Source organism: Hamadaea tsunoensis DSM 44101 (assembly GCF_000428945.1).
Classification (GTDB): domain Bacteria; phylum Actinomycetota; class Actinomycetes; order Mycobacteriales; family Micromonosporaceae; genus Hamadaea; species Hamadaea tsunoensis.
In genome coordinates, this window is record NZ_AUAX01000034.1 from 1 (window position 1) to 13,345 (window position 13,345).

The window sequence follows — 13,345 nt, forward strand, 5'->3', positions numbered from 1 at the left end:
CTCGGGTTTTAAGGTCGGATTAGTTCTTTGGGGATCTTGACTTTGGTTGTGCGGGTGGGTTCGTAGCGGGGTGCGGGTTCGCTGGTGCGGCCTTTGGGTCGTCCGGGTCCGGGTTTGGTGGGTTTTGGCCATCTAGCTGGTGTGTCGATTGTGGCTAGCAGGTGGGTGAAACCTTGCCGGACCCGGCCCGGGGTCATTTGCTGGCTGGTGAGGGGTTTCTGCCAGGGCAGGCGGTGGTCGGCGACGAGGGGGCGGGCCAGGCGTAGCTGGGTGGCGGTGATGGCGGTGAGTTGGCTGAACCGGTCGGCTTGTTGTGGGTGGCGTAGTCGTGGGGTGGCCCAGCCGAGGTTTTGGCGGGCGAAGCGGAAGAAGTGTTCGACGTCGAACCGGCGTAGGTAGGCGCGCCAGCAGCGGTCGGGGTCGAAGGTGTCGGCGGGGCCGTTGAACCAGAGCCAGATCGGGCCGGGTTGGCGGTGGCGGGGTGTCTTGTCGACGGTGAGCCGGAGGATGGTGGCTTCGATGATGCTGGGCCGCCCGTCGGGGTCGCGGTAGTGGGTTTGGGTTTCGGGGTGTAGTTGGTGCCATGCGGTGACGTGGACGTTTCCGTAGACCGGGTCGTGCAGGGCGAGTTCGTGGTCGGGTGGGGTGTGGCTTTCGGGGTGGGCGAAGTGGAATCGTCGTCCGTGTCGGCGGGGTGTGCCGGGGCCGCGTTTGCCGGTCGGTGGTTGGGGGCGGGTCCACATGACCCGGTCGTTGCGCAGCCGGATCAGGGTTTGCACGGGTTGGTCGGCGAGTTCGACGCCCAGGGTGACCGCGTCGTAGCCGGCGTCGCAGACGAACAGTGGCAGGGGTTGCGACCGGGGGTGCTCGAGCAGGGGAAGCAGGAGGAGGATCTGCCCGATCGCGGTTTCGGTGCAGGTCTGGGAGGTGTTCACCCGGGAGACGTCCAGGGGCGCGACCCAGCTACCGGGTTCGGTCGACAGGTTCACCAGCCATGAGTATGACCATCCCGCGGTGATCGGTTTCCCGTTGGTGATCTGTGCTTGGGCGTGGTTGTACTTGTGCAGGCCACGTTCGGGTGAGCATTGCGCGGCCGGACGTGCCCACAGGGTGGTGTCGACGGCGAACGTCGGTTCCCATTCGGCGGGCCGGAACCCGGCCAGGGTCTCGCGCAGCATGCCGGTGTCGATCGCTCCGTCGGCGATCGCCCGGTAGGCGCTGCCGTGCCCGCGCCGTGCGCCCGGCGCGAGCGTCAGATGCGCCAGGCCGTCCACCGCGACCGCCGACGCTTGCGCGTCGACCAGGTCGAACAATGCGTCCGGCCAACGGTCCAGGCAGTCGTACACCTGATGGCGGAACTCTCGCAGCGCCTGCTGCGCGCCGGCCAACTCATGCGCGACACTGCTGGAAGTGGTCATCGCGACCTCCGAGAGGGTTTGTCAGGCCTTTACTCGAAGATCCGCGATGACCACTTCTATGTCACTACCCGACAAGAAGGACAAACAGCACTTCACGTTAAAACCCGAGTCAGGGAAGTCACCCGAATCTTGGGCCATGATTCGGGTGACTTCCCTGATCCAAACGGGATCATGAGCTCGCGGAGCGGCGAAAGGTCCGGCTAGGCCGGGATCAGGATGCCGCGTTCGACCAGGTGGCGGACCATGCCCGACAGCGCGACCCCGAGCAGTTCCGCCGGCGCCTCGTGGGCCGTCGCCAGCAGCGCCACCAACTCCCGCAGCGGCACCGTCCCGTCGCACCCGCCGACCAGCGACACGATGAGCGGGTCGATCTCCTCGGCCCACCGCAGTCCGTGCTGCTGTTCGAGGATCTGCCGCTCGACGGCCCATCCGTCCGGGCCCAGGACCGCCTCCTGCCGCAGGATCACGCCGTCGGCGAGCCGGAATCGCGTACCCAGGAGGTGTTCGAGGTCGTGGGCGGCGAGCCAGTCCTGGCGGGCGTACCACTGCTCGACCTCGGGGCCGAGCGGGCCGGCGATCGTCTGGCGGAGGTCCTCGCAGACGACGGTCGGATCGTCGCGTCCGGACAGCCGGGCCGTGATGAGCCCGAAGCCGACGGCCTCGATCTTGTGCTGGTCGAACCAGTCCAGCCAGGCGGCCGCCCGCCGCGGGTCGTGGCCCTCGGACGCGTCGGCGAGCCAGAGGCGTACGTAGTCCAGGGGCTCGGTCACCTCACGCTGGATGACCCACAGGTCGCAGCCGGTGCCGGCGAACCAGCCGGTGACGCGGTCCTCCCACCGCTCGCCCGCCACGTGCACCCAGTTCGCCAGGTACTGCAGCGTGCCGCCCTCGTTGAGCAGCCGCGGCGCGGCGGCCGCCAGCTCCGAGCAGACCCCGTCCCCGGGCCGTCCCGAGTCGCGGTAGGTGTGGGTGGTCACGCCCGGCCCGACGATGAAGGGCGGGTTGCTGACCACCAGGTCGAACCGGCGGTCCGCGACCGGCGCCAGCAGGTCGCCGTGCAGCAGTTCCCAGTCCAGCCCGTTGAGCGCCGCCGTGGTCGCGGCGAACCGCAGCGCACGCTCGGACAGATCGGTTCCGGTCACCCGCCGCGCGTGCTCCGACAGGTGCAGCGCCTGTACGCCGCACCCGGTGCCCAGGTCGAGGGCGGTGCCGACCGGCCGGCGGATCGTCGATTCGGCCAGCGTCATCGAGGCGTTGCCGACGCCGAGCACGTGATCTGCCGGCAGCGGCCCGGGGCGTACGCCGGACGGCAGGTCGGCCACCACCCACCAGTCGCCGTAGATGTCGAGGTCGACCGCGGCGCGTACGCCGTCCCCGGACCGTTCGAGCAGGCCGCCTTCCAGCGCCCGCTCCAGCGGAAGGCCGCCGAGGGCCCGCGCGACGGCGGCCTCGGGCTCGGTCTGGCTGGCGAGGAACAGCCGGATGAGCGTCGCCAGCGTGTCACCATCGCCCTGACCGAACTCCTGGCGGCTCGCGCGAGCGCTCCCCGGCGCCGTCACTGCGAGCGTCGCCCGGAAGTCCTCCCGCCCGGCGGCCGCGACGGCGGCGGGACCCAGCCGGGCGGCCACCCCCTTCTGGGTGAATCTCGCGGTGGCCAGGGCCTCCCGCAGTCGCGCGATATCGGTGTCGTCAAGAATTCCCTGCTGTCCGATCACGTCGACTATCCTGCCTTTTCATGTCCGCGCCAGCCCTCCGACCCGCCCTCAGCCCGTGGGGACTGCCCGAACCCGACTCCGTCCGCTCACCCGAGCGCGGCTCCAACAACATCACCCACCTGCTCGAGGTGGGCCGCCGCCCCTACGTCCTGCGGGTGTACCAGAACCTCGACGCCGACCGGGTCGCCGCCGAACACCGCCTGCTGGCCGCCCTCGCCGGCCAGGATCTCGGCTTCGCCGTACCCAGCCCACTGCCCACCATGGACGGCTGTACCTGGGTCGACACCGAGGAAGGGGTGGCGGCGCTGTTCGCGTACCTGCCGGGGCGGATGGCGTACCGGGACAACCCCACCGAACTCGAGCTGATCGGGCAGGCGCTGGGCGATCTCGACCTCGCCCTGGCCCGGCTCCCCCTCGACCTCGCGCCGATCGACTGGCGGCGCCCGCTCCACGCCATCCACCCCGCCGTGCCCGACCTCCACGCGCTCATCGCCGATCTCCTGCAGGCCATGCCCGGGTACGCGGGCGCGCTCTGGCTCGCCGAAGTGGTCGAGAAGACGGCCGGCGAGCAGGAACGGCTGTGGGCGAGCCTGCCGGTGCAGATCATCCACGGCGACATGGCCGCGTCCAACGTGCTCGTGGAGGACGGCCGGGTGAGCGCCGTCCTCGACTTCGAGATCGCCGGTGCCGACCTGCGGGTGACGGACCTGGTCGGCGCGATCCTGCAGTGCACGGACGGCTGGTGGGAACCCGGCGGCACCGAGCAGGCGGAGATCTTCCTGCGCGGCTACCACTCGCGGCTGCGCCTGACCCCCGAGGAGTACGCGGCCTTCCCCACCGTCCTGCGGCTGCGCGCGATGGGCAGCGCGATCTGGCGGGCGGGCCGCTGGAAGCGGGGCCAGTCGACCCTGCACGACGTCCGCCTGCGTCTCCAGGAGGGGCAGCGCCTCGAACAGTGGCTCACCCACCACGAGTCGGACCTGCCCCGGTGATCTCCGAACAGCTCCACCGCTGGGCGTTGCCCCTCTGGGTCACGCTCGCCCTCGTCCCGGTGGCCCTCGTGGTCGCGCCACTGCGCCGCCGGGGCGTACCGGAGGCGGTGATCGTGCTCGGGACGTTCCCGTGGACCTGGATGGCGCTCACGCCCCTCGGCGGTACGCGTACCGTCGCCCTGGTCCCGCTCGTGGATCTCTATGACCAGGTCACCTCGAACCCGGCGGCGGCCTTCCCGCAGGTCTTCGCCAACCTCGTGTTCCTGCTGCCGTTCGGGGCCGCCGCGCCCTTCTGGCGCCTCTGGTTCCGCCGGTTCCGGCGCGTCTTCCTGGTCGCCGCGGCGTTCTCGGCGCTCATCGAGTTCCTGCAGTACGCGCTCGGCCTCGGCCGCGTGTCCAGTATCGACGACGTCCTGCAGAACGCGACGGGGGCGCTCATCGGCGCCCTGCTCACCTGGCCCTGGTGGCGATCTACACGTCGAGGTGTACGCGCAGCGCGGCATCCAGTCGAGCAAGCGTCACCGGGCTCAGCCCGCCCAGGCGCCTGCGCAGCCGACCGAAATCCACCGATCTGACCTGCTCGGCCTGGGCCTTCGAATCGCGCGCCAGACCGCCTTCGCCGCCTGGGATCAGAACCTGGAACGGATACACGCGCTCGATGTTGGAGGTCACCGGGACGACCGTGACCACACCTCGGCCGTTGCGCTCCGCGACCCGGTTGGCGGTGGTGTTGCTGACCAGCACCGCCGGGCGCATCTTGTTCGCCTCCGCGCCCTGACTGGGTTCGAGGTCGACCAGGTAGATGTCACCGCGCCGCATCGGTGAGCCCGTCCGCGGTGACGGCGTCCCACAGCTTGCCGTCCTCGTCGGCGTCCCACTCCTGCCAGGCGGCCGCGTACGCGTCTTCCAACTCGCTCGCACGGAGCAGGTCGATAGCCTGATGAAGGACGGCGGACCGGGAGGAGCCGCCGCGTCGTTCCAGATAGTCATCGACGTAGGCGATGTCTTCCTCGGGCAGGCTCACGCTCAACTTCATAGCGCTCATGCTACCGAGGAGTCGGCAGAGCTGCCACTAAGGGTAATACTCGTATACCTACCGATGATGCTACCGACGTTCGGACATGCGCCGGCCGGGACGGATTTACGACCCCTTTCCGCAAGCGAACGACGGCGGACGATGCGTCGCCCCACTCACCTGGCAGTGGAGGCCCCCCAGGGCCGGAACGGTCTCCCGCGGGAGGAGCGGAGGTGAGATCGACGGACCCGGGACATGAACGTGATCTTGAATTTGATCTTGATTTTGATGAACTGGACCTCCGCCCGGAGTGAAGATGCGTCTGGCAAGCTGGGCGCATGGCCACCAAGCTCTTCCTCGCCGGCGATCCCGCCGCCGACAAGCTGCTCGCGTCCGATCCGCTGGCGCTGCTCATCGGCATGCTGCTCGACCAGCAGATCCCGTTGGAGAAGGCCTTCACCGGGCCGCACATCCTCACCCAGCGGATGGGCGTGACGAAGCTGGACGCCGCCCAGATCGCCGCGTACGACCCGGAGAAGTTCGCCGAGCTGTTCGCGACCGTGCCGGCCATCCACCGGTTCCCGGGCTCGATGGCCGAGCGTACGCAGAAACTGTGCCAGGCCGTCGCCGCCGAGTACGACGGTGACGCCGAGCGGATCTGGGCGACCGCGACGGACGGCAGGGACCTCCTGAAGCGGATGGAGGCGCTGCCCGGTTTCGGCAAGCAGAAGGCGCAGATCTTCGTGGCCCTGCTCGGCAAGCAGTTCGGCGTGCAGCCGGCCGGCTGGCGGGAGGCGGCCGGGGTGTACGGCGAGGAGGGTTCGCACCGGTCGGTCGCGGACATCGTCAGCAAGGAGAGCCTGGCCGAGGTACGCGAGTACAAGAAGCAGATGAAGGCCGCCGCTAAGAAGTAGCGGGCGCGTCCCGCAGCTGGGATATCGCCGTCTCGAAGCTGCCCGGGCCCACGGCGAAGGCGCGGCTGAACGGGTACTCCACCTGGTAGATCACGATCAGCAGCAGGGCGACCATGGCCCCGACGACGGCCAGCATCAGGGCGTTGGGGAAGGTCCGTTCCAGGCCGAACATGTACAGGAACGTCACGCTGATCAGGCCGCCGAGGATGAGGATCGGCCAGAGCAGCGTGGGCATTCCTTCGCCGGCAGCCGCGAGCCGGGACCGGCGGGCGCCGGCGGCGGTGCTGATCTGGCTGGTCACGGAGTCGTACGCGCCCTGCTCGCGATCCGTCTTCGGGTCGATCGTGTCGACGCGCTCCCGCAGCCGCGTGAAGGCCGTCGTGGCGCCCGCGGTCGGTTGCCGGGTGTCGTGCAACGAGAGCCATTCGGGCCCGGCCGCCTGCCGGAGGTACGCGAGGATGGACTCCCGCACCGCGCTCCGATCGGCCGGGGCCAGCCCGTTCGCGGCCCAGTACGCCTCCACCATGCCGGTCGCCTCCGTGTCCACGTTGGACGCGGCGGCGTCGCGCGGCTCCCAGACCGCGATGGCCGCGATGGCGATGAGGATGGCGTACACCATGCCGATCGTGGCGTAGAGCGAACTGGCCACGCCGGAGTCCGCCACGAGCCAGCGTTGCGGGACGATCTTGGTGATCACCAGGAAGCCGAGCACGGCGCAGACCGCCGAGCCGACGATGATCAGTACGCCTGCGAAGAGCGAACTCATGGACACCCCTATCGGCGGGCCCTGGCCTTGACCCGGGCGGCGAGCGTGATCGCGGGCACGAGCAGTCCGGCGAAGACCGACCAGGTGATCGGCAGCCGGGCGGGCGGCGGCGGGGGCGGCGGTCGCCGGATCGCGTGATGCAGGGCAACAGGAGTACGCGAGACGGACGGCGATGGGGACGGTGACGGAGGCGTCGGCGCGGCCGAGGGCGGCACCGGCGGGAGGGGAGCCGGCGGGCGCGGGGAGGCCGGCCGCGGCTGCGGCCAGATGATGCGGACCAGGTAGTCCTCGACCTCGCCGCCCGAGGCGGAGCCGGTCGGGGCCAGGCCCGACGCCGGCACCGTCCCGTAGAGGCGCAGGCGGAGTCCGGCCGTGTCGCGGCCCGGGTTGACCTGGACGCCGGTCCAGGTCAACGTGGCCGTCGTCGCTCCCGGTGGGACGGTCGCCGTGGCGAGGCCCGCCGCGCCGAAGGTGGCGTTCCCGGCGAAGTCCTGCCACCCGGCCAAGGTCGCCGGCTGCTCGGTCGTGTTCGTGACGGCCACCGTGACCTGCCAGGACGTGGCCTCGGCGGCGATCGTCGGCGGGGCCGCGAAGGCGTCGTCCACGCCGGCCGCGGCCCCGATCGACAACCGGCCGAAGGTGGTCAGCGTGTTCCGGGCGGCGCCGTACCCGGCCGCCGAGCCGTAGTCCCAGGCGACCGGGCAGGTCGCGCCGTCCGCGTGGTAGACCGTCGAGCCGTCCGCCACGACTGCCGTCTGAGCCGGGTCGGCCAGCGGGATCGCGTACAGGCGGCCGGTGCCGTTGTGCAGGGCGTACAGGGTGCCGAAGGGGCTGATCGCCACGGCACCGTAGCTGCTGCCGTGGGGCAGTCTGGGCAGTGCGGCCACCGTGGACACCGTCCCGGTGGCGGGGTCCACCGCGGTCAGCTTCGCGACCGGGCCGGCGGCCACGCCGTAGAGCCTGCCGTCGGCCGGGTTCAGCTCCCAGTCGCCGAGGCTCACCGGCACCGACAGCGGCGTACGCCTCGTGACGGCCAGGGTGCCGAGGTCGACCGAGATCAGCTCGTCCCCGTCCGCCGACTGGATCAGCCACGCGTTCCCGTCGGCGGCCGCCGCGTACGCGCCCCGGAGCAGGGCGGGCGCCCGGCCCCGGTCGGCCACGTCACCCGCCGGGCCGACCGAGATCACGTGCGGCCCGTCCTGCTCGTCGGCCAGTCCGACGATCCGGTCGCCGGCCTGCGCGTACACGATGGCGTTGAGCTGCGGCGGGAGCTGCGCGACGGTGACGCTGCGCGCGGCGCTCTCGTCGAAGCGGACCAGGGTGTGCCCTTCGACCAGGTAGAAGCCGTTGTGACAGGCGGCCGGGTCCGGTCCCGGGAGCAGGCCGGCGGCGAGCAGCAGCGTGGTCCAGGCCATCAACGGTCCCGGCGCGCGGCCAGCGCCGCGACGGCCGCGAGCGGGGTGGTGCCGGTCAGCGGCCCACCCATGGTCAGCGCGTCGAGCGCACGTTCCAGCAGCTCGTCGGCTTGCGCGAGGCACCAGGCCCGGCCACCCGCGAGGTCGATGGCCGCCGCGAGCCGCTCCAGCTCCGCCTCACTCAGCTCCCCTTCCCCGGAGTACGCGTCGCGCAGCGGACCGGCGACCGGGGAGCCGCCGCTGAGCGCCGCGACGACGGGCAGGGACTTCTTGCGGCTGCGCAGGTCGGAGTAGACGGGCTTGCCGGTCACGGCCGGGTCGCCCCAGATGCCGAGCAGGTCGTCGGCGAACTGGAAGGCGAGCCCGAGGTCGGCGCCGAACGCCCGCAGCTGGGCGACCTGGGCGGCGGTCCCGCCGCCGAACAGCGCGCCCAGCCCGGCGCTGCATTCGAGCAGCGCACCGGTCTTGTGCCGGGCCATCGCCAGGCACTGCTCGACGCGGACGTCGTCGCGGGTCTCGAAGGCCAGGTCCTCGCCCTGCCCTTCAAGCAGGTCGTTGACGGCGGCGGCGAGCATGCGGGTGCCGTCGCCGGCCGGGCGGTCGGCCGTCGCGATGGCCTCGAAGGCCAGCGCGAGCAGGGCGTCGCCGGCCAGGATGGCGTGCCCGACGCCGAAGACCTTCCACACCGTGGGGCGGTGGCGGCGGGTCTCGTCGCCGTCCATGACGTCGTCGTGGATCAGCGAGAAGTTGTGGACCAGTTCCACCGCGACCGCCGCCGGCAACGCGGCGTTCGTGGAGCCGCCGACCGCCTCGGCGGCCAGCAGGGCCAGGGCCGGTCGCAACGCCTTGCCGGGGTCGCCTGCCTCAGGGACCCCGTGGCGGTCCCACCAGCCGAAGTGGTAGCCGGCCAGCCGCCGTAACGCCCCGGGCAGGGCGTCCACTGCCTCGCGGAGGGCGGGGTCGACCGCCGTCCGCGCCGCTTCCAAGGCCCGCGCGGCGACCTGCGCCGTCGGCGTGGCTTCGAGCGCTGTCATCATCGTCGCCCTCTCTGCTGGGTCATTCCAGGGGTCAGGCTCTGCTGTGGTGCTGCTCGTGCCTCTCCAGGGTCCACGGGCGGGCAACCACCCCGGCCGAATCGGTGAACCCGATCGGAGCGGTCGCCCGGCCCGGGATCTCAGTAGTGACCGAGTTCGACGTTCTCCAGCACGCCCAACGCATCGGGCACGAGGACGGCGACGGAGTAGTACGCGCTGACGAGGTAGGAGATGACGGCCTGCTCGTTGATACCCATGAAGCGCACCGACAGCCCCGGCTGGTACTCGTCCGGCAGGCCGATCTGGTGCAGCCCGACGACCCCCTGGTCGTCCTCGCCCGTACGCATCGCGATGACCGAGGTCGTGTGCGTGTCGGTCACCGGGATCTTGTTGCACGGCAGCAGCGGTACGCCCCGCCACGAGGGCACGTGGTGCCCCTGGAAGTCCACCGTGTCCGGATAGAGCCCGCGTCGGGTGCATTCCCGGCCGAACGCCGCGATCGCGCGGGGATGGGCCAGCAGGAAATGCGTACTGCGGCGGCGGCTGAGCAGTTCGTCGAGGTCGTCCGGGGTGGGCGGGCCGGACCGGGTCGAGATGCGCTGCTTGAGATCCGCGTTGTGCAGCAGGCCGATCTCGCTGTTGTTGACCATCTCGAACTCCTGGCGCTCGCGCAAGGCCTCGATCGTCAGTCGCAGCTGCTGCTCGGTCTGGTTCATCGGCTGGTTGTAGAGGTCGGCCACCCGGGTGTGCACCCGCAGGACCGTCTGGGCGACGCTCAGCTCGTACTCGCGCGGCGACAGTTCATAATCGACGAAGGTGCCGGGCAGGTCGTGCTCGCCCTTGTGGCCGGCGCTCAGCGCGATCTCCGCCTCGCCGTGCCGGTTCTGCTTCGGTACGCCCTTCGCCCGCAGCCGCCCGATGTGCCCGGCCAGCGCCTCGGACTGGTCGACCAGCTGGAGGAACGCGGTCCTCGACAGGCTCAGCACGATGCACTTCGTGGCTGCCTGCACGGAGAAGTCCCAGGTCAGATCCGCGTCGGTGAGGATCTTGTCGCCGAAGAACTCGCCGTCGGCCAGCACGCCCAGCACGGCCTTGTTGCCGTAGGAGCCCTCGCCGACCTTGTCCGCCTTGCCGTGCGCGATCAGGTAGAGCGTGTCGGCCGCGCTGCCGGCGCTCACGATCGTGTCGCCCGCGGCGTACTCCTGTTGCGTGAACCGCTGGGAGAGCGCGTCGAGGACCTCGATGTCGTCGAAGTCGCGCAGCTGCGGCAGCTCGCAGAGTTCCGGGGGGACGACGCGGACGTGGGTACCGACATTGGTGAAGGTCAGCCGGCCGTCGCCGATCGCGTAGGTCAGCCGCCGGTTCACCCGGTACGCGCCGCCGTTGACCTGGGTCCACGGCAGGACCTTGAGCAGCCAGCGGGAGGTGATCTCCTGCATCTGCGGAACGGACTTGGTCGTCGTGGCGAGGTTGCGGGCCGCCGCCGTGGTGAGGCTGGAAGGCGTCTTGCCGTTCGGGCTGCTGCCGTTCGCGCTGGGGCTGGTTTCCGACTGCTCGTGAACGTCGATCGTCACGATGCCACCGTCCAATCTGGGCTGTGGGACTTCCGGGGCGGTCAGGGCGCCTCGTGGCCACATGAGATCAGCCGCTGCGCAATGCGTGTCAAGAGATATCGTCATTGAGGGTGATTTGGGATGACTAGAGGAGAGGTGACCTGATCTGATCGGCCGTGGGCGCCTCTCCGGCCCCATCACTGCCAGACCCCGCCGTACCTGTCTCAGGCGGCGGGGTCCGGCGTCTCCGCCAGGAGGTACGCATGCCGCAGCCGTTCACGCTGCCGGAGTTCTACGTCCCGCACCCGGCCCGGCTCAACCCCCACCTCGAAACCGCCCGCGTACACACCAAGGCGTGGGCCCGGCAGATGGAGATGATCGAGGGGTCCGGCGTCTGGGACGAGGCCGACTTCGACTCGCACGACTACGCGCTGCTGTGCGCGTACACGCATCCGGAGGCGGACGCCGCGCAGCTCGACCTCGTCACCGACTGGTACGTCTGGGTCTTCTTCTTCGACGACCATTTCCTGGCGGTCTACAAGAAGACCGGCGACCTCCCCGGCGCCCGGGAGTACCTCGACCGGCTGCCGCTCTACATGCCGGTCGAGGACGGCGCGGCCATCCCCGAACCCACCAACCCGGTCGAGAAGGGCCTCGCCGACCTGTGGCTGCGCACGATCCCGTCGATGTCGGCGGACTGGCGGTCCCGGTTCGCCGAGAGTACGCACGCCCTGCTCCTCGACTGCGTCTGGGAACTGGGCAACATCAACGACAAGCGCGTACCGAACCCGGTCGAGTACATCGAGATGCGGCGGAAGGTCGGCGGCGCGCCGTGGTCGGCCGGGCTGGTCGAGTACGTGACGTCGGAGGTGCCGGCCGCGGTCGCGTACAGCCGGCCGTTGCGGGTGCTGCGCGACACCTTCTCCGACGGCGTACACCTGCGCAACGACGTCTTCTCCTACCAGCGGGAGACCGAGGAGGAGGGGGAGGTCAACAACGGCGTCCTGGTCGTCGAGCGGTTCCTGCGCTGTACGCCGCAGCAGGCGGCCGAGACGGTCAACCGCGCGATCACCTCGCGGCTGCAGCAGTTCGAGAACACGGTGCTGACCGAGCTGGCCCCGCTGTTCGTCGAGAAGGGGCTGACCCCGTTCGAAGCGGCCGCCGTCCTGCACTACGTACGCGGGCTGCAGGACTGGCAGAGCGGCGGCCACGAGTGGCATCTGCGCTCCAGCCGCTACATGAACGGCGCGGCCCGCCCCGGCGCGGACCGGCTCTCGCCCGGGCTGGCCGGCCTCGCGCGCACCTTCGGACACGTGCCGCATCCGGTCGGGCCGACGCCCCCGCCCACGCTGTACATGCCCTACCAGGTCCAGGTCAGCCCGCATCTGACCGGGGCACGCCGGGAGATGGTCGCCTGGTCGAGACGGATGGGGATGCTGGACGTGCTGCCCGGCGTACCCGGATCGGGGTTGTGGACGGAGCGGATGCTCGCCGGCTTCGACTTCGCGGTCTGCGCGGCGATGATCCACTGGCGGGCCGATCCGTCCGAACTGGACATCAGCACCGGCTGGCTGACCTGGGGCACGTACGCCGACGACCTCTTCCCGGTGCGGTTCGGCGCCACGCGTGACATGGCCGGCGCGAAGCTGTTCGCCGAGCGGCTGGGACGGTTCATGCCGATGGACGCGGCGACCTTCCCGCCACCGGCCGACCCCGTCGAGAGCGGGCTCGCCGACCTCTGGGTACGCACAGCCGGGCCGCTGGACGAGGCCGGCCGGCGGACCTTCCGCCAGGCGGTGACCGACATGACCGGCAGCTGGCTGTGGGAGCTGAACAACCAGATCCAGAACCGGGTCTCGGACCCGGTCGACTACCTGGAGATGCGGCGCAGAACCTTCGGCTCCGACCTCACCAAGGCCCTCGCCCGCCTCTCGCTCGGCGCGTGCCTGCCGCCGGAGATCTTCCGTACGCGGGCCCTCACCGCGATCGACGACTCGGCGTCCGACTACGGGTGCATGACCAACGACGTCTTCTCGTACCGGAAGGAGATCGAGTTCGAGGGCGAGGCGGCCAACGTGGTCCTCGTGATCGAGCGGTTCCTCGGCTGCGACACGGCCACGGCGCTGGCGATCACCCGCGACCTGATGGCGGCCCGCATCCGCCAGTTCGAGCGCGTGGTCGCCGACGATCTGCCGCGTACCGCCGACGACGCGGGACTGACCCGCGAGCAGCGCTCGGCCCTGGACTCCTACGTGGACCTGCTGCGCGACTGGATGGCCGGGGTGCTGCGCTGGCACCAGCTGACCCGGCGCTACGACGAGGAGGCGCTGAAGGAGAAGACCCTGCGCTTCTCCCCCGTCCGCGCGACCGGGCTCGGCACCTCGGCGGTCCGGCTCTTCACCCGATAGCCCTGTCTCCCGGATCTCGTGGTCCGGGAGACAGGTCCTCAGCATTCCTCTGGCGCCCGGGGCCGCCTTCGCGGGGCGGTCCCGGGCTATTCTGGGTACGGCGGCACGCCCGCCC

12 protein-coding genes are annotated in these 13,345 nt (G+C 70.6%); 4 read left to right on the plus strand and 8 right to left on the minus strand.

The window, feature by feature from the left end; translation table 11 throughout:
• Nucleotides 1-8: 8 nt before the first annotated feature.
• Complete coding sequence (locus tag G401_RS0133775; protein ID WP_064741918.1) at nt 9-1,418, minus strand: NF041680 family putative transposase; 1,410 nt, start codon at nt 1,416-1,418, stop codon at nt 9-11.
• A 200-nt stretch (nt 1,419-1,618) separates the two neighbouring features.
• Nucleotides 1,619-3,133 (minus strand): DUF7782 domain-containing protein, encoded by a 1,515-nt coding sequence (locus G401_RS0133780; RefSeq protein WP_211240923.1) that lies wholly within the window; start codon nt 3,131-3,133, stop codon nt 1,619-1,621.
• Between the two features lie 20 nt (nt 3,134-3,153).
• Between G401_RS0133780 and G401_RS0133785 the strand changes: the two genes are divergently transcribed.
• Together G401_RS0133785 and G401_RS50285 are read left to right on the plus strand one after the other, a co-directional pair.
• Entirely contained in the window at nt 3,154-4,125 is a 972-nt protein-coding gene (locus tag G401_RS0133785; protein ID WP_027345964.1) for a phosphotransferase enzyme family protein, read from the plus strand.
• Nucleotides 4,122-4,700 (plus strand): VanZ family protein, encoded by a 579-nt coding sequence (locus G401_RS50285; protein WP_051367543.1) that lies wholly within the window; start codon nt 4,122-4,124, stop codon nt 4,698-4,700. Before G401_RS0133785 ends, G401_RS50285 begins: the two co-directional genes overlap by 4 nt.
• On the opposite strand, the gene G401_RS55245 is transcribed toward G401_RS50285, so the two are convergent.
• Together G401_RS55245 and G401_RS0133800 are read right to left on the minus strand one after the other, a co-directional pair.
• Nucleotides 4,597-4,944 carry a type II toxin-antitoxin system PemK/MazF family toxin gene (locus G401_RS55245; protein ID WP_084557923.1) on the minus strand — a complete coding sequence of 116 codons (348 nt, stop codon included), beginning with the start codon at nt 4,942-4,944 and terminating at the stop codon, nt 4,597-4,599. The genes G401_RS50285 and G401_RS55245 overlap by 104 nt on opposite strands.
• Entirely contained in the window at nt 4,931-5,161 is a 231-nt protein-coding gene (locus G401_RS0133800; RefSeq protein WP_027345965.1) for a ribbon-helix-helix domain-containing protein, read from the minus strand. Before G401_RS0133800 ends, G401_RS55245 begins: the two co-directional genes overlap by 14 nt.
• Nucleotides 5,162-5,478: 317 nt before the next feature.
• Here G401_RS0133800 and G401_RS0133805 point away from each other — a divergent pair, with 317 nt between their 5' ends.
• A complete protein-coding gene (locus G401_RS0133805; protein ID WP_027345966.1) occupies nt 5,479-6,054 on the plus strand; it encodes an HhH-GPD-type base excision DNA repair protein in 576 nt (191 codons plus the stop codon).
• Here G401_RS0133805 and G401_RS0133810 read toward each other — a convergent pair.
• The 4 genes from G401_RS0133810 to G401_RS50290 form a co-directional block, all read right to left on the minus strand.
• Complete coding sequence (locus G401_RS0133810; protein ID WP_027345967.1) at nt 6,044-6,820, minus strand: bestrophin-like domain; 777 nt, start codon at nt 6,818-6,820, stop codon at nt 6,044-6,046. The genes G401_RS0133805 and G401_RS0133810 overlap by 11 nt on opposite strands.
• 8 nt (nt 6,821-6,828) lie before the next feature.
• Complete coding sequence (locus G401_RS0133815) at nt 6,829-8,235, minus strand: DUF6923 family protein (RefSeq protein ID WP_027345968.1); 1,407 nt, start codon at nt 8,233-8,235, stop codon at nt 6,829-6,831.
• A complete protein-coding gene (locus tag G401_RS0133820; protein WP_245601925.1) occupies nt 8,235-9,272 on the minus strand; it encodes a polyprenyl synthetase family protein in 1,038 nt (345 codons plus the stop codon). Before G401_RS0133820 ends, G401_RS0133815 begins: the two co-directional genes overlap by 1 nt.
• Nucleotides 9,273-9,409: 137 nt before the next feature.
• A complete protein-coding gene (locus G401_RS50290) occupies nt 9,410-10,843 on the minus strand; it encodes a family 2B encapsulin nanocompartment shell protein (protein ID WP_084557931.1) in 1,434 nt (477 codons plus the stop codon).
• Between the two features lie 242 nt (nt 10,844-11,085).
• Between G401_RS50290 and G401_RS50295 the strand changes: the two genes are divergently transcribed.
• A complete protein-coding gene (locus G401_RS50295; RefSeq protein WP_034593962.1) occupies nt 11,086-13,230 on the plus strand; it encodes a terpene synthase family protein in 2,145 nt (714 codons plus the stop codon).
• Nucleotides 13,231-13,345 lie beyond the last annotated feature (115 nt).